Below are 17681 nucleotides of genomic sequence, written 5' to 3' on the forward strand. Positions count from 1 at the left end.
TGTATCTTGCTGTTGATAAATACACCTTCAACCAGGTTCGCTGTTAGCATCTTGTGAATTTAAAAAACCAACTGGAAACTCATCTTACTCAAATAGTCCGCGATCGCGATCCTTTCATGGCAAGTGCTGGCCATTTTTTTGTTCAAGAATACATTCGCGCCTCATTTGCACAGTGGGGGAGTGTGGATATCCACACCTTTTATGTGGGTGGTAAAGCTTGCAAAAATCTCGTCTTGAACTTATCTGCTGCGGATTTACAAACAAGAGACTTGCCACCAATTTTAATTGGTGCCCATTATGATGCTGTGCCTGGTTCACCAGGGGCTGATGATAATGCTACAGGTGTAGCAGTGTTACTAGAGTTAGCAAGGATGTTTGCAACAGAACCAATCAAATATCCTTTGCAGCTAGTAGCTTTTGATATGGAAGAGTATGGCTTGTTAGGTAGCATTGAGTATGTAGCTAAGTTGCAAAAAGAACAGCAACCGCTACGATTAATGATTTCTCTGGAAATGTTAGGTTACTGTAACACTAACCCTGGTTCCCAAATTTACCCACCACCTTTACAACATATTTATCCTAGTCGTGGCGATTTTATTGGTTTAATTGGCAATTGGCGAACCTTAAGAGATTTAATTAGCATTAGCCGCAGTATTCGGAAAGTAGGTGTAGCAAGTCAATGGCTACCAGTACCTAACAAAGGTCATATAGTCCGGCAAACTCGACAGAGTGATCATGCCCCTTTTTGGGATGCAGGTTATCCAGCCATCATGATTACAGATACAGCTTTTTTGCGAAATCCCCACTATCACAAACCCAGTGATACAATTGCCACCTTAGATTTGGATTTTCTGACTGGTGTTTGTCAAGGTTTGGAAAAGGGAATTCGACGGTTGTGAAAATTAAGGGGACAAGGGGAAATGATTTATTTTTGGAAGTTACCTAATTTTGTAGTCAGGAATTTAGTTGTGATCAGACTTTTTCGGTGTGCGATCGCCTACTAGGACTCAAGCTAATTCAAAGCGACAATTAAACCTGTCCACCAACCGAAACGAGTCATTATGAAAACCAAAGCTATGGAGATTGACGTAGCGATCGCAACAAAACTTGTGCAATTGGTACTTAACTGCATCAAACAAGAGTATCCCCATAATGCTATTTACTGGTTTAATAGCGACGAAGATATCAAGCCACCACGGGAATTAACACCTGTTTTTTATGGTTGCTTGGATTGGCATTCAGCCGTACACGGACACTGGTTACTCACACGTCTGACTCGTTATTTTCCTCAAGCCTCCTTTCAGACAACAGTCAGAGAAGCCCTAACTCAAAGCTTCATACCTGAAAAAATTCAAGGGGAAATTGCCCATTTACATAAACATCCCTACTTTGAATGTCCCTATGGTTTTGCATGGCTATTACAACTGGCTGCGGAACTACGTGAATGGAATGATACCCAAGCCCAAGAATGGCTAGCTGTGTTGGAACCCCTAGAAACCTTGGTTGCGAGTAATTTCCAGCGATGGCTGCAAAAACTCGAACTACCCAACCGCACAGGAACACATAGTCAAACGGCGTTTGCCCTGGGTTTAGTAATAGATTGGGCGCGAATCACTAAAAATGAGAACTTTGCTGATTTGATTGAAAACAAAATCCAACAATTTTATTTGAGCGATCGCAGTTATCCGCTACATTTAGAACCACTCGGCTATGATTTTATCTCCCCCTGCCTCGCTGAAGCTGATCTGGTACGACGAATTCTTTCACCGACAGATTTTGCCCACTGGCTCACCGATTTTCTGCCACAATTAACTGTTGATGAGTCAGTAGATTGCCTACAACCTGTAAAAGTCACTAATTTTCAAGACTATTTACAATCTCATTTTCATGGTTTAAATCTCAGTCGCGCTTGGATGCTTGAAGGAATAATCTTTGGCTTGCCTGAAACTGATCCTCGAATAGAAACCCTTCGTGCTGCTGCTGTTCTACATCGTCAAAGTAGCACAATCGAGGCTGTTAGTGAACACTATTCTAGTAGTCACTGGTTGGGGACTTTTGTAGTTTACTTGGTAACAGATCGTGGGTTATGCACGTCGAAATAGGATTTTTCTTAGTGTTTTAGTGACTTGGTGGTGAAAAAATCTTTATTTGAAACACCAAGGCACTAAAACACTAAGAGGAAAATATTCTTAATTCACTCAAGATTTAGGGTGACTCTGTCACCTACCCTGGATTCCTATTTTTGACGATAAATCTAAAAACTTCCTGAATATTGTACGTCAAGAACTGCTGCTGGTACTTTTATCGTATAAGTGTCAAACTATGTCAAGATAACATCAACACATAGACGCTTTGAGTCATAACTTCTAAACTTATTAGCATGTAAGGTGAATGTAATGTTGGGTCACAAGCTTCGTGGACGTTACCAAATTGTCCAACAATTGGGATTAGGAGGAGGATTTGGGGCTACTTACATCGCGTGTGACACCGACCGCCCAGGTAATCCTAAGTGTCTAGTTAAGCAGCTAAAACCAAGAACTAACGACCCGAATACTCTACAAATAGCACAACGCTTCTTTAAACAAGAGGCAGAAATTCAAGAAGAATTAGGCAATCATGATCAGATTCCCCGTCTTTTAGCTTATTTTGAAGAAAATCAAGAATTTTATCTAGTTCAAGAATTTATTGAAGGTCACGACCTCAGGCAAGAATTACCTCCATTAGCCGATAGACTAACTGAAGCCGAGACGATTAAGCTTTTGACGGAAATCCTAGAGGTTTTAGCCTTTGTCCATCGCCAAGGAGTAATTCACAGGGATATCAAACCAGCCAATATCATGCGACGACAGGACGGAAAAATTGTCCTGATTGATTTTGGTGCGGTGAAAAAGGTAAGAGGTTTGGAAGTTAATCAACAGGGGCAAACTGTCACCGTGGCTATTGGTACTCTTGGCTACATGCCAAGTGAACAAGCAGCTGGTGAACCACAATTTAGCAGCGATGTCTATGCTGTAGGAGTGATAGGTATCCAAGCCTTAACAGGTATATATCCTGACCCTTCCCAAGGAAGCAAATTACCTAGAGATCCCCAAACCGGAGAAATTGTTTGGCGTGACCAAGCGCGGGTTAGCCCTGAGCTAGCTGATATTCTAGATAGAATGGTACGCTATCACTTTAGTGGACGTTATCAGTCAGCAGAGTCAGCACTACAAGCACTAAGACAAATCTCACACTCAAATCACACTTTTACACAGGGACAAACAAGACTTCCATCGATTCTGAAACTTCGTTCTTCCACATCTGGTTGGAAATGGTTAGTTCCTTTAGGTATAGTTGCAGTGCTTGCTAGCGTATTTGTAGCAATTCGACCTGGGCAGGAACCAGAAAAGTTTATACCCTATGAGAATTCCAATTACGGTTTAAAAATCAAATATCCAGCCAGTTGGCAGCTACAAATCAAAGAAATTGATGTTTTAGGCGTTACTGAAATAGTAACGTTTATATCTCCAAAACAAAGTGAGACAGATAAATTTCAAGAAAAGTTAAATGTAGATATTGAGAAATTTTCCGGAACATTAGCTGAGTCTAAAAAATTATTTGTTGATGAAATTAAAAATACTTTGCCAGAAGCTCAAATTATTAATACGAGTTCAACTACTTTGGCATTCAAACCAGCAAATCAGATAGTCTACACAGGCAAAGACGAAGATACTAAGTTAAAAAATTTGCAAATCTGGACTTTAAAAGGTGATAAAGCATACATAATTACCTATACAGCAGCGATAGATGATTATGATGAATTTATCAAAACCGTGAATGAAATGATAAAGTCTTTTGAGATTAATTAGATAATTGACCAATCTTGCTTCTAAACGTAAATTTCTCCGTTGGTACAGCCCAACTGAGGCGAATAATCTGTTCATGCAATTTTTGATCTGCTTCGGAACCATCAGCAAATACTGAAGGAACATCCCACAAAGGGTATGCGTGCATTCCATTCACTCCAACTACTTCACCCTGATGATTGAGGAGTGGCCCTCCACTCATACCTTTTTGGATATCATTTGTGTAGCCAATTTGATAACCACCTTCTAAAGCCTTTGGTAATATTAGTGCTACCTTACCAGTTGTAAATGTAAAGCCTTTGTCTTTTCCGTCATCTCCATAGGGAAATCCAGCAGCAAATACTTCATCACCTATAGCAGCGTTAAAAGCAATGGATGCCACAGTATAATTTCTGTGTAGGCTACGAAACTGTAATATGGCTAAATCATTAGTGCCAAACTTGACATTTGCCAGCAAATTCGCAGACCAAATCCGACCATCCGGTGTTTGAATCCGATAGGGAGGATCATCAGCACGCAATACATGGGCATTAGTCAAAACTGTATAAGCAGAGTCTTGCTTTTTCAGTAGAATTCCTGAACCCAAGAATTCTTTCGACATCACTTTCACAGTAATAGCTTCGCTAGTATGACGTATTTGTTCTATTGATAATCGGTTTATCTGTGTAGTCTTTTGCTCCTCACAGTTAATATTAGTACACTTAGCCGAATATCTCAGATATACTGCCGATACACAAATTACAAATAACAAGCCAGTAACCAATGTTACTGACTTTTGATTGTGCCATTTCATTTGCCATTGCCCCTTTCTGTAGGGGTTGGAAAAATCAAATCTGTGAACACTCAATGAAAATTTAGCAATATTGACTACATAATTACCTAATTATAAATCCATTAGGGTGTATTGTTGTTTTCAGGTTGAGGATTACTTGGTTCAACGGTAGCACCTTGAATATAACTATCAAATTCAACGCTAAAGGAACTATTATTTTTTTCGCTTCTAGATACGTTTTGACCTCTAGATACAAACGCGTTTCCAGATGCCAAACCACGACGATCCATGAGCATTTTTAAAGCTTTTTCAGGATTGACATTACGGTTGAGAGTGAATAACAAGGTGCTGTCTGTACAAGGATCACTTTGTTTGATGGCAGCACATACAACCGGTTGTCCTTTGAGTGTCCCAGTATTTATGCGTCTGAGCATTCCATTATCATAATTTTTTTGAAATCTGCGGGCTACTTCTTGACAACGCATTTGTGGAGTCCAATTTGATGAAAAGTAGTTGGTGTGTAACCAGCGAATCATCGCCACATTTCTACCATCTTGGGTACGGACAAAAGTTGCAGGTATACTTTGATTTCGGTATTTACTTGTACCGCAGTAGAAGTTTGTACCTTGAGCGTAAGTGGGCTGGTGAATGATTGTAGCAGCGGTGAGTGTCGCCAGTGAGGTGACTACTACCTTTGTCAAACCTTGATTAAATAACCCCAGCTTCATAAGTAATTAAAGTTGATAGAAAAAAAGGGTTAACCTTAACTTTGGTGAGTATTATATCTAGTTACTAGCTGAAAATACAGCATTTCTTAATAATCAGGCATTTTGATAAGATTTTGTAAAGGTGAGCGATCGCGTTCCAAGAAGCCCCTACATGTCTACGCACTGCAACGATTTTGGGTATCACAAGGTTGCGGAAGAAGTTAAAATTTCTCCTATAAATATCAAAAGTACTAAATTTTTAATTTTTAATTTTTAATTTTTAATTGCTATGTCGCCCCCTTTTCTGAATCAGTATATTCGCACTGTCTGGCAACCAAGAAGAGGTTTAGCGATCGCAGAAGCCTGTATTATTGGTCTTGTTGCCGCCCTTTGTGCTGTATGCTTGAAATTTGGTTCGGGATGGCTAGGAACATGGCGAGTTCATAATTCCCACGTTTTGCCAGCCTGGTTATTCCTACCAACAGTCGGTTTGGGCTTCGGGTTTCTAGCTGGATTATTGGTAGAAAGGTTAGCACCAGAAGCTTCTGGCAGTGGTATCCCCCATGTGAAAGCTTCTCTTGCCAATGTACCAGTCAAGCTTTCGTGGCGAGTAGCACTTGTGAAGTTACTCAGTGCCATGATCTCTTTAGCTTCAGGAATCACTTTAGGTAGGCAAGGCCCGACTGTACAAGTCGGGGCTGCTTTGGCAGCAGGGATGAGTCGTTGGGTTCCCACATCTCCAGATCATCGACGCCAGATGATTGCTGCTGGTGCGGGTGCAGGTTTAGCAGCAGCCTTCAATGCGCCCATTGCTGGCGTTTTGTTTGTGGTAGAAGAGTTACTCCAAGATTTATCGGGGCTAACATTGGGAACTGCAATCATTGCCTCTTTTATTGGTGGTGTTGTCTCCCGTCTTTTGGGTGGTCGTAGTTTGCTACTGAACTTGGAATTAACTCAATCTTCTAGCAGTTTCTCAATCATAGAAATTCCTTTTTACCTGGTTTTGGGTGTTTTTGCAGGATTACTAGCAGCATTATTTAATCGTGGATTAATTGAAAGTATTAAAATATATCGTAGATTACGTATTAGCTTACCCCTTAGGGTAGCTTTAGCTGGATGTATCTCTGGTGTAGTAGTTGCAGTTTTACCATCTTCTTTCCGTGATAATACGGGATTAAGAGAATTTGTAATAGCTGGTCAGGCTAACGCACCTATAGCGGCGATCGCTTTTTTGGCTCAATTTCTTTTAACTTTGGTAGCATTTGGTTCAGGGGCGCCAGGAGGGTTATTTGCGCCTAGTTTGATTTTAGGTTCTTGTTTGGGTTATATCGTCGGTGTTGGTGAATTTCAGCTATTCGGATTAGGTTCCCCAACGACCTATGCTTTAGCAGGCATGGGGGCATTTTTTAGTGCCGTCTCGAAAGTGCCAATCACAGCGATCGTGATTGTATTTGAAATGACAACAGATTTTAATCTGGTGTTACCTTTAATGGTTGGCTCAGTCACATCCTACCTGGTTGCTGACAAGCTGATGCCAGGATCGCTGTATACCAAACTTTTACACTTCAGTGGCATCAACATCGAAAATGCACCCCCCGTTGAGGGTGCATTCACCAAGTTAACAGCAAAAGATGTCATGCAGCGCCGGGTGGAAACCCTAGATGCAGAGATGTCTGTAGAAGAAGTAGTACAGGCTTTCTCTCGTTCTCACCACCGAGGATTTCCTGTAGTTGAACAAGGTAAATTGCTAGGAATTGTCACCCAAACTGATTTATTAAAAATACGCGATCACAACCTAGCAAAAGATACTCCCCTACGGGAAATCATGACACCGCAGCCAGTGACAGTTACGCCCACCCATAATTTAAGCAATGTGCTGTATTTATTGGATCGTCATCAAATCAGTCGCTTGCCAGTAGTAGAAGGGCGCAGAATCATTGGCATCATTACTCGTGCTGATATTATTCGGGCAGAAGCCGACAGTCTCAACTGTCAAATTAGAGAACATGGGCCACAACCAGAACCTTCTTACATAGTTTATCAAACGCGATCGCCCAGCACTGGTAGAGGTAGATTGTTAGTACCAGTTGCAAACCCTGAAACAGCTGCCACACTATTACAAATGGCAGCTGCGATCGCCCGCGATCGCCACTACGAAATAGAATGTCTGCAAGTAATCCTTGTTTCTCGTCAAAGATCTCCAGCCGAAACCCCTGTTAGGACAGCCAAAAGTCGGCGATTACTGCGAAACGCCGAAGTTTTAGGCAAAAAATGGAAAATTCCGGTGCATACACAGATCCGAGTTACTCATGATATTGCCCATGCAATCTTAGAGACAATCAAAGAAAGACACATTGACCTAATTCTAATGGGGTGGAAGGGCAGCACTTCCACCCCTGGTCGCATTTTTGGCGATGTTGTGGACAGTGTGATTCGCCAAGCTACTTGTGAGATGGTGTTAGTGAAGTTAGGGAAAACTCCAGAGTCAATCATCAATCATCAAAGACCCTCCTTAACTCATCTTTTCCCTACTCCTCCCCTCTCTCACTCCCCATCGCCCCCCAACCCTACAAAGTGGGGACCCCTAGCCCCCCATCTCCCCCTCCCTCCTCCCCAATTCAACAGTTGGCTAGTACCAATGGCTGGCGGTCCCAATGCTAGGGCGGCGATTAAATTATTACCTGCTTTGGTAACGCTAGGAAATGACCCGAAAATCCGCCTCACCCGCGTGTTTAAGCCATCGGAATCAGAACCAGACATGAAAGTTTTAGAAGAAGCAATTCGGATGCTTGTTCGCCGCCAGAAATCATCCAGTACTGTAGTAGCTGCACCTGTGAAAGCAGATTCTGTCACCGAAGGAGTAATCAACCTAGTAAAAACCGAACATTATGATGTAGTTGTTCTAGGTGCTTCCCGCGAGGGATTGCTACAACAGGCTATAAAAGGGAACATTCCGGAAGCGATCGCCTCTGGTGTAGACAGTACCGTGATTTTGGTCAGGGGAGCGATCAATAGTTAATGGCGACGAGAGAGACAAAGAGGACAAGGGGGACAAAGAGGACAAGGAAGACAAGGGGAAGGATTTGTATCAATAATTTTGTGAAATGGTCTCAGCCACCAACGCATAATTTATCAGTGTCCATCTGTATGCATCGGTGGTCGATTTCTAAATCATAATTTTTGTTCCAGACGCGAAAAACACAGCATTCCCTACTCTCCACCCTCTACAATCACAAAGCAAAAAAACTTGCAACTAAAACTCATAACGACTATGATTTATTTAAAGGAGTTAAATCAAAAATCCCGGATATGGACAGCCTTGTTATCGGTGCGATCGCCAGTTTAGGCGCGGGACTGGCGACAGTAGTAGGCGCTTTACCGATTTTGTTACCAATTAATCTTACGCAACGACTACAAGGAATCATGCTGGGTTTTGGTGCAGGAGTGATGTTAGCAGCGACATCATTCTCATTGATTTTACCGGGAACCGAGGCAGCTATTGCTCAAGGAGCATCAAAACCCTATGCAGCTTTGACTATTGTCATTGGCATACTATTAGGTGGAGTTTTTTTGCAACTAGTCCATAAGTTTTTACCCCATGAACATTTTTTTAAAGGGAAAGAAAACTGTAATGGTGCAAATTTAAAGAAAATTTGGCTATTTATTGGCGCAATTACTATCCATAACTTTCCTGAAGGTTTAGCTGTGGGAGTAAATTTTGGCAATCATAATATTACAGAAGGAATTCCCGTTGCCTTGGGTATTGGTTTACAGAATATTCCCGAAGGTTTAGTTGTAGCATTGTCTTTGGTTGCCGAGCGTTATTCAACAAATTATGCTTTATGGATTTCTTTGTTGACGGGTTTAGTTGAGCCAATTGGTGGTTTGATTGGCGCTGGATTAGTGAGTATTGCAAATTTTATTTTGCCTTGGGCGATGGCTTTTGCTGCTGGAGCAATGTTGTTTGTCATCAGTGATGAAATTATTCCCGAATCTCATTGCAAAGGTTTAGAAAAAGAAGGAACAATCGGTGTAATGATTGGTTTTGTAGTCATGATGTTTTTGGATATCACCTTAGGGTAAAAACTTATCAATAATCAATTATTTGGTGATGAGGATAAATACAGGAAGACGTAATTATTATCAAAACAAAGGACAAAAATATGAACTTGATTCGCTTTGAACACATTAACCTATCTTGTAAAAATATAGACGACAGCAGGAATTTTTACCAAACTTTGTTTCCTGAGTGGTACGTGCGTGCAGAAGGTGTATTTAATGGTCGTCGTTGGATGCATCTAGGCGATCGCCAATTTTATTTAGCTTTGAATGATGAAAATCATCAAGAACGTGTTCATAATGCTTACGAAAACATTGGTATAAACCATGTTGGTTTTGTAATTAAAGATGGCGAAATCATGAAAAAGCTGCTTGAAGATAAAGGCATTGAATATTACACAATGTCAGCACCAGAAACCAAGCATAGAATTTATGTCAATGACCCCGATGGTAATGAAATTGAGCTAGTAGAATATAACCAAAATTATGCTCTGAAGTAAATAATTTTGAGGTATGCTATCGATTTGATAACATCCAACGATAGCGATCGCGCATGATACTTGCGTGATCGCTACGATCAACGTAATCTCATAAAGCTTCCAAAGATTTCCAAACAAGGAGAGGGATAAGAATTCGCTCATCCTCAAAAGCACGAATACTGGTAGCATTGTCTGCACCCTGACCACGTAAACGCCACACGCATCCAGGATTAGCATCAGCGATCGCATTCACTCTACTGATTTAAGCGACAAAATCAGCCATCTCCCGAGTATTGAGTAGCGCACGTAAAATGGCAGTATAAGTATTTGGTTAATTCGATGAAAAATTGCTTTAGGAAAGAGTTCCAAATCTGAAATATAAAATGGTATGAAATACTAAACAATGCCCAAACTTCGGGCAAAATTGTGTGCATTTATACGATACAGAAATAATAAATAAGATAGTATTTCAAAGCCCTTTACTTTTGTAATGTTAGCGGCACTGTCCGCTAAAAAACCACTAGAGTGCCAGGGAATTTACTTATTACTAATTGCGATTAATAGTTATTAATCGTAGAATCTTGCTAGTTGAACAAACTTGTTGCAACAAAATAGATGATTTCCTGCACTCTGGTGATTTACTTAATTTGTGTCGCCTATGATTTTTTGAAAATCTTCATCGTTGGCAAAGTTAGCAAAATTATTTACCGCATCTTTTCTCATATCTGGGTCTAGTTTCAAAGCCTCAGCCAAATATTGCAAGCAGTTATTTTTATCACCACAAGTTGCATAACTTGCTGCTACACGATACCAAGCTTCATCAAAATTTGGTTTCAATTCAATTGCTTGTTTATAAGCTGTAATTGCATCTAAATAATACTGGTGTTTTTCCAAAATTGTACCAAATTCATACCACCAATCAGGATGAAATGCTTCTAAAGCAAGCGCTTGTTCAAAGGCAAATAATGATTTTTCTAAGTATAATTGTGAATTGAGATCAAGATTTTCTGACTGAGGTTGCCATTGAGCAATCACACGACTTTTTTTCACTTAAGTATTATAAAAGATATCCTTTGTAATACCAACTAACTGCACAATCGACAGCATGAATATTGGCTTGCATGTAATAGTATATTGTTTGGAAAATATCATTGGATTCTCCACGCAAGCATTGCATTGGCATCAAAAATGGGGATAGTGGCTTGCCCATACGAAATAAAATGAATATAACTTTTTTCCAGACAGGCTGAGAAGATAGAAATATCTTGCGATCGCATGGATAAATACCAATATAGTCTCCTGGAATTAATGCCTGTATTTGTTGCCAAGCAATTCTGCCAAGACTAATTAAAGAAGTATTATCTTAAAGACCATGAATATTAATAATTAAAGCTGGTGGAACAAAAAATAAACGATATCCATGAAATATTGTTCCTGGTACAAGAATAAGGGAGATTATCAAACCGACAATGATTGCAACGCCTTCTTGGAATAATAACCAAATGCCTAACAGGGTAAAAAAGAGGAAATTTATAAAATATTGAAGAAGGCAGAAGTACGGAGGCAGAGGAGGCGTGGGTTGCAAAGCTGCGGGCGAACAAAGAACGCCGTGGCAGAAGGGAATTAAAGGGGGATACCTGCGGAAGCCGCTCCGCGTCTTGTGACCCCCAGGAACATTGCAGACCAGTAAATCGAAGATTTACTGGGGGTCTTCAACCCATTTGGCAGAGGGTACAGATGGCTCAATCACGAACGAAAACTTTAGATCTTCGCATAGCTGCCTTCTGCCATCTGCCTGAAGCCTTTCTTGATAAAGTGTTTTCTTACGGTCAGGATAAATGACAATTTCTGGTAACTGTAGATTCATCTGATTGCCTTGGCAGTTAAGTGCGTCCCACAAGGCTAGCCACTACTGTAATTAACTCAGATGGATCGACGGGTTTAGGTAAATGCAACTGAAAACCTGCCTGTATAGCTCGGCGTCGATCTTCTGCTCTAGCATAGGCTGTTAAAGCTGCTGCTGGTATTTTTCCTCCTTGTTCTGGCGAAAGCGATCGCAATCTCCGGAGTAAAGAGTAACCGTCTTCCTCTGGCATTCCAATATCACTGACTAAAACATCTGGTTTCCACTGCTTAACAGCTTCTATTGCTGCTTGTGCTGATGCTACTGCTAGTACATGAGCCTGAGACTGTTTTAGTAAAGTAGTGAGATAGTCACGTGTATCAGCTTCGTCATCCACGACTAGTACACGTACGCCATCTAGAACAGAAGATGAGATCGGCAGAGAATTTAAATTTGGCTGTTGGCTATTGACTGTTAATTCTTCAGTGTTGACTATTGCATCTTGACTTTTGAGGAGTGGTAGTTTGACTGTAAAGGTTGTACCTTGTTCCTTTCCCGGACTTGCTACATCAACAGTACCGCCATGCATTTCTACTAAATGACGCACAATTGCTAAACCTAGTCCCAACCCACCATGTGATCTAGTACTAGAACTATCTGCTTGGCGAAAACGATCAAATACATAAGGTAAAAACTCAGGACTGATACCAATGCCAGTATCTTTGACTGTAATTTGGGCATAAGCAGTTTCAGAGGAGGTGGAGGAAAACCATTGTGTTGCAGGGGTTCCTCCCATTTTTGCATTTAGTGTGGACAGAGGCGATGATGCTTTGGAAGACGCGCCAATGTTCAGCCGGGGTGATGCAGAGAATCTATCAAAGATACTCTCGGTATTTCTGTATTTCTGTGTCCCTATTTCTTCTTTGATCAGTGATAAAATTACCTCTACTTTACCGCCAGCAGGTGTAAATTTGATGGCATTGGATAGTAAATTCCAGACTACCTGCTGTAGGCGCTCGCCATCGCCAGAAACTAATGCTGCCTTAGAATCAAACATAGTTTGGATGTGAATATCTTTTGCTTGCGCTGCTAGGCGTACTGTATCTAAGGCGGCTTCTATAATCGCAATCAAATTGCAAGTACGTACATTTAAACGTAATTTGCCTCTGATGATCCGCGAGATATCAAGTAAGTCTTCTATCAACTGTGTTTGTGTTTTAGCGTTGCGTTCTATAGTTTCTAGTGCTTTGGTGATTTGGGTTTCATTGAGTTTGCGAGAACGCAGCAACTGCGACCATCCCAGAATAGCATTGAGGGGCGATCGCAATTCGTGGGATAATATTGCTAAAAATTCATCTTTCATCCGATTTGCCTCTTGCAACTGTTCGGTTTGTTGTTGCAAAGAAGCTATTAATCGTGCCCGCTCGATCGCGATCGCTATTTGATCACAAACTGCTTGCATCATTCCCATTTCATTTTGGCTAAATTGCAAGCGACTGCGACTGCAAAAACACAGAGTACCCAACAACTTTCCTTGAGCCATTAATGGGTAGCCGTAATAAGTCTTAATACCAATAACACGCAGGAGTTCTGTTTTTGGATCATTTGATTCCTGGACATTTTCTATAGAAATGGGACGGCGTTCTTGGGCAACTGTACCACACATTCCTTGACCAATCTCTAGCCAATTTGCTGCTTTAGCAGTTTGCTCATCAATTCCGTGCCAGGAGGCTAATTGCATGACCTGGGAGTTTTCATTCACTAAAAAATTAAAGTAAACATCTAAACCAATTTGCTCTGCTAGTTTTTGGAATAAACTTTCAATCAACGCGACTGGCTCTTTGCTAGAAAGTAAATCGCTGGCTGTACCAAATAGTAGTTGCAGTCGTTTATAACCTAACGATAGTGCTTTTTCTACGCGCTTGAGATTGGTAATATCTTGGAAGGTTAATACACAAGTAGTTGGATAGCCGTGCATTGCTGGTAAAGTATCAGCATAAATCAGCAAAGAACGGATACCTGTCGGTGTATGCCAGTCTAACTCTACTCCGTCTAAGCGTTCGCCACGGGCCACCCTAATGCCTGGTGCTTGTTCATCGGCAATGGGATTGCCATCGGCGTCAGTTGAGTAATAGAGAGCTTGATATTCTGTGGCTGAATCTGCTTTCGGAAATTTCCCCCCAGCGACTTCGTCAGCAGCTTTATTAGCAAAAGTGACTCGTGCTGTCCCTGGTTCTATCAATAACAGGGGTGTGGGCATGAGATTGAGTAAGTCTTCCAACCATTTTTGTTGATTGCGGAGCGCTTCTTCTGCCTGCTTGCGGACTGTAATATCTTCAGCAAATGCCAAAATTTGATAAATTTCCCCTTGATCATCAACTATCGGCACATACTTAATTAGTGTTGTCAATGTGCCATTATTAGGTAAAGTAATTGTGGTTTCTGTTGTTTGAGTCGTACGTGTTTCAACTGCTTTGAATAGAATCGGAAGATAAAGTTGTGTAATCTCAACTGGAAAGATTTCTTCGTCAGTGCGTCCAATAACTTCCTCTTTCGGCTTACCAAGGTGCTGCAAAGCCGCCGCATTGACAAATTGAAACCTCCGTTGGGCATCATAAATGGCAAAAACATCTGGCATGTGATCAACCGCCAATCTAAATCGCTCTTCACTTTCGAGTAGGGCTGCTTGAGCTTTTTTGCGATCGCTCAAATCTAGGATAAACGCTACCGACTCTTGTTGTTTCTCTCCTACTAACGTATAACCTACTAAAACTGGAATGCGACTGCCATCACGCCGAATGTATTCTTTTTCGTAGGGGATGCAAGCACCTTGAGATTGGGCTTGGGCAATACCCTGTGCATCCGCAGGTAAATACTCTGGTGGTGTAATGTCTTTCCAATTAATGCCACCTGCTTGTAAATCTTCTCGTGTGTAGCCAATCATCTGCAAAAATTTGTCATTGGCATGGCTGATACCACCGTAAATATCACCAAATAAAATGCCGATGACGTTTGAGTCTGCAAAACTTCTGAGTTTTTCTGTATTTGCTTTCAGTGCTAATTTAGCGCGATCGCGTTGAGTACTAAGCTTTTGAATCGCTGCTGCATTTTCCCAAATCACGATTGCAAAAATTGTCATCAGAAAAATGGCAAATAGGGAAATTGCAAACCCCGACTCATATTTTCCTGCCTTTTGTCCTTGCAGAATTAACCACCCTGTGAGCAAGGGTATTGCGATCGCGGCTATTAATAAACGACGTGCTAGCAAACCACCAGCTGTCGGACTTGTGATTACTTGCATTACTCCCTTTTCTGGCCGCTTCCACAAAATACCTAGACAAAGTACAATCAACCCGATAGCGGTGTGTAATGCCATTGATGTGATATTAGCAGGCGTGTCATAAAAAATCTTTACTCCATAGGCATAACCAACCAAAGCCAATAAAGCAATCAAAACTGTAATCAGCGTGAAAATCTGCGCTAACCAATAACTGCGACGGGTTTTTGGTTTCTCTAAAAGCTCTAAAGACCTACCTACCAGCATAAAACTTAGTGCTGTATTCAAACCCATTCGCCCTCGGCGGAAAGTCAGCATTGGGTTTGCATCTTCGTGAAACAGCAACTGGTCAATACCAAAATCCCAACCAAATAAATATTGAGTTAATGTCAGTGCCGCAATTGTAAACACAGTGAATGCACAGACTCGAGCAATGATTTTGAGATAGGGTGGTGGGGTGATGAGGTGGTGGGGTGATGAGGTGTAGACGCGCTTTACTCGGCTTCCCGTAGGGTAGGGGTGATGGGGTGGTGGGGTGAAGTCTTCTCCCCATTGCACCTTATCCGCACTCAGTGAGGACTCCTCCTTCTGCCTTCTGCCTTCTGCCTCCTGCCTTCTCAAAGACAGCCACAGTGATAAACCTGATAAAAAAAAGCACAGGGCTGTATTACCTTTCATTGTCACTGTGCTGAGATAAAAGCAGTTCTTGAAAAAGTCAATATTGAACCACCAGCCAAGCATGACTGAGCAGCCAATTACTATAGCGATTATGCTTCCAGTTTGTGCAATTAGTAAAGATGAAAAGACTGGATGAAAATCTTGCTGGTGTAGGCGGTTGACTTTTAGCATTGAAGATGTTGTAACTGCATTTATCGATTGCAGTCAGTTTAAAGACTGATCACAAGCAAGTGCTAGTACAATCAGGCGAATACAACTAATTATGGGATGTAATGAAAGTTTTCTTTCTAATTAGGATATTTCTACCATTATGTACTACATTACTAATGTAATATGGGCGATAAATTAGATTTTTTTCAATCTATCTTTATGCATATTTTTCTTAATCAGCAGAAAATAATTAATGCTTTTTGGTCAGCTACTGCCTACAAATCACTAATTACTACTAATTACTTTTAGAAAAACAATTTAAATCGCACGAGTTGGCTTTCAATTGTTGACAGCAGAATTTTATGTAATTCTACAGTGTCTTGAAATTGTAAAATTTGTGTAGGCAGCAAGTCAAAGGGAAACTGCTCTGGGAAATCAGGGCGCTGCATTTGCGCTAGTAAAATTTGCTCAGACCTTTTATTGCCAATAGCATAGCCAATTTCTACACAGACGGTTGGGCTGGGTATTGATTGAGCAGTTTGTTTGCTTTCGATTTTAGCAATGGGTGTTGTGTCTGCAATAAACAACAAACTCCTACGAATTTTTCGCATCATTGCGCTTCCTAGTCGTAGAGGAACTTCTTTAGGGCGATAAGATTCTACTAATTTTAAAGGCAGGCGTGATCGCAAGTTCAATTTTTCCAAACTAATCAATAATGCTTCCCGCAATGCATCAGTTGCTGGTGGATATTCTATTTGCGAACAGAAAAATATAGTAGGTTCTAACTGTGCTAATATTGATTGCTTTGTGAAATAAATTTCGTGACTAATCAAGTCAATATTAGCTACGCAATAGCCTCCACTACCTTCTATATAAAATTCAATATTTTCCCCTTCTAGATAGCGACCAAACCACGTTGATTTTCTGATTTCATCACTATCTTCCAAGAAATCTGCTCTTAGCCCCGATTTCAGCAGACTCTTTTTACTGAGGCGAATATCCGGTGGACGTTTTTCCAGTTCTTGTATCGGCTCGTAATTCTCAAGATACCATGCTCTAAGAGCAATTATTGACATAAGGCGCTATTTCAACTATTTTAAATGTCTCGTGCGATTCCACTTCGTACCAGCTTACACTCAGTAGTCCGAGATGAGGAAAGGCTAAGGAGCAAAAGGAAAATGAAATGCTGGAGTATTGTAAAAAACAACAACACCCAAGCAACTAATAGCTGAGCTACTTCCTCTCATCGTTAATTCTAGCCGGGGATGTACTGGGTGAATCACCTTTGACTTCAATGAAGTCAAGCAGTCACAGCGCCCCCTTTTTTTTCACTATGAGGAAATATCGCTTTTAGAGTTAGGTGTTGTTGTTTTATAACGAGACAGATAGAGTTTCAACAGCGTTTTTACCTCTTTTTACTTTTGAATTTAGCTGTTTGATCTGCCAGGGAAGCTTTGTTTAGCTTCAATTATTAGATTAGCACTCTTATATATGGGTGTGTTTTTTTGAAACTAAACTTTACTAAAAATTCCAGGTTAATTGTCAGCAACCCAGTCTTTTGATTAGATCATCTTTCTTAAAGAGTAGATACACAAAATATCTAGAAAGAAATACTTTAAAAGTCTTATATTTTTATAAGTTAATGTTCACAAAATATGAAGTTTTAAAAACAAGTCTTAATCAATAGTTAGTAGTTAGTGGTTGATTGTTGGTTGTCATTTGTCATTGGTCATTAGTCATTAGTCAATATTTTTTCTCCTCACACTCCATCCTTACCTTAAGCCGAAGAAGGCGCGTCTACACACTCCTCACACCCCTCACACTCCCCACACTCCCCACCTCCCCAATTCTCCAAACCGGGAACCCTTAAT

Annotated in this window: 13 protein-coding genes; 6 read left to right on the forward strand and 7 right to left on the reverse strand. The window is 40.8% G+C overall.

Annotated features, from left to right (window positions below; translation table 11 throughout):
- Positions 1 to 53 precede the first annotated feature (53 nt).
- The 3 genes from RS893_RS19820 (at position 54) to RS893_RS19830 (ending at position 3848) form a co-directional block, all read left to right on the forward strand.
- Positions 54 to 899 carry a M28 family peptidase gene (locus RS893_RS19820; RefSeq protein ID WP_315787191.1) on the forward strand — a complete coding sequence of 282 codons (846 nt, stop codon included), beginning with the start codon at positions 54 to 56 and terminating at the stop codon, positions 897 to 899.
- Between the two features lie 162 nt (positions 900 to 1061).
- Positions 1062 to 2102, forward strand: coding sequence for a DUF2891 domain-containing protein (locus tag RS893_RS19825; protein WP_315787192.1), 1041 nt, complete (start codon positions 1062 to 1064; stop codon positions 2100 to 2102).
- Positions 2103 to 2396: 294 nt separating this feature from the next.
- Positions 2397 to 3848 (forward strand): protein kinase domain-containing protein, encoded by a 1452-nt coding sequence (locus tag RS893_RS19830; protein WP_315787195.1) that lies wholly within the window; start codon positions 2397 to 2399, stop codon positions 3846 to 3848.
- Here RS893_RS19830 and RS893_RS19835 read toward each other — a convergent pair.
- Positions 3841 to 4638, reverse strand: coding sequence for a serine protease (locus RS893_RS19835; protein ID WP_315787197.1), 798 nt, complete (start codon positions 4636 to 4638; stop codon positions 3841 to 3843). The genes RS893_RS19830 and RS893_RS19835 overlap by 8 nt on opposite strands.
- Positions 4639 to 4739: 101 nt before the next feature.
- Complete coding sequence (locus RS893_RS19840; protein WP_315787199.1) at positions 4740 to 5345, reverse strand: COP23 domain-containing protein; 606 nt, start codon at positions 5343 to 5345, stop codon at positions 4740 to 4742.
- Between the two features lie 268 nt (positions 5346 to 5613).
- Between RS893_RS19840 and RS893_RS19845 the strand changes: the two genes are divergently transcribed.
- The 3 genes from RS893_RS19845 (at position 5614) to RS893_RS19855 (ending at position 9883) form a co-directional block, all read left to right on the forward strand.
- Positions 5614 to 8343: a chloride channel protein gene (locus RS893_RS19845; RefSeq protein WP_315787201.1), complete on the forward strand. Its 2730-nt coding sequence runs from the start codon at positions 5614 to 5616 to the stop codon at positions 8341 to 8343.
- A 290-nt stretch (positions 8344 to 8633) separates the two neighbouring features.
- Positions 8634 to 9407 (forward strand): ZIP family metal transporter, encoded by a 774-nt coding sequence (locus RS893_RS19850; RefSeq protein WP_315787203.1) that lies wholly within the window; start codon positions 8634 to 8636, stop codon positions 9405 to 9407.
- Positions 9408 to 9487: 80 nt separating this feature from the next.
- Positions 9488 to 9883, forward strand: coding sequence for a VOC family protein (locus RS893_RS19855; RefSeq protein ID WP_315787205.1), 396 nt, complete (start codon positions 9488 to 9490; stop codon positions 9881 to 9883).
- An 88-nt stretch (positions 9884 to 9971) separates the two neighbouring features.
- Here RS893_RS19855 and RS893_RS19860 read toward each other — a convergent pair whose 3' ends face one another.
- The 5 genes from RS893_RS19860 to RS893_RS19880 form a co-directional block, all read right to left on the reverse strand.
- Positions 9972 to 10115, reverse strand: coding sequence for a DUF3291 domain-containing protein (locus tag RS893_RS19860; protein ID WP_315787207.1), 144 nt, complete (start codon positions 10113 to 10115; stop codon positions 9972 to 9974).
- Positions 10116 to 10504: 389 nt separating this feature from the next.
- Complete coding sequence (locus tag RS893_RS19865; protein ID WP_315787208.1) at positions 10505 to 10912, reverse strand: TPR end-of-group domain-containing protein; 408 nt, start codon at positions 10910 to 10912, stop codon at positions 10505 to 10507.
- A 649-nt stretch (positions 10913 to 11561) separates the two neighbouring features.
- On the reverse strand, positions 11562 to 11729 hold the full coding sequence (locus RS893_RS19870; protein WP_315787209.1) for a hypothetical protein: 168 nt from the start codon (positions 11727 to 11729) through the stop codon (positions 11562 to 11564).
- 16 nt (positions 11730 to 11745) lie between these two features.
- Entirely contained in the window at positions 11746 to 15831 is a 4086-nt protein-coding gene (locus RS893_RS19875; protein ID WP_396336375.1) for a PAS domain S-box protein, read from the reverse strand.
- Positions 15832 to 16115: 284 nt separating this feature from the next.
- Complete coding sequence (locus tag RS893_RS19880; RefSeq protein ID WP_315787211.1) at positions 16116 to 16886, reverse strand: hypothetical protein; 771 nt, start codon at positions 16884 to 16886, stop codon at positions 16116 to 16118.
- Positions 16887 to 17681: the final 795 nt, after the last annotated feature.

The sequence above is a fragment of the Fischerella sp. JS2 genome (assembly GCF_032393985.1).
GTDB lineage: Bacteria > Cyanobacteriota > Cyanobacteriia > Cyanobacteriales > Nostocaceae > Fischerella.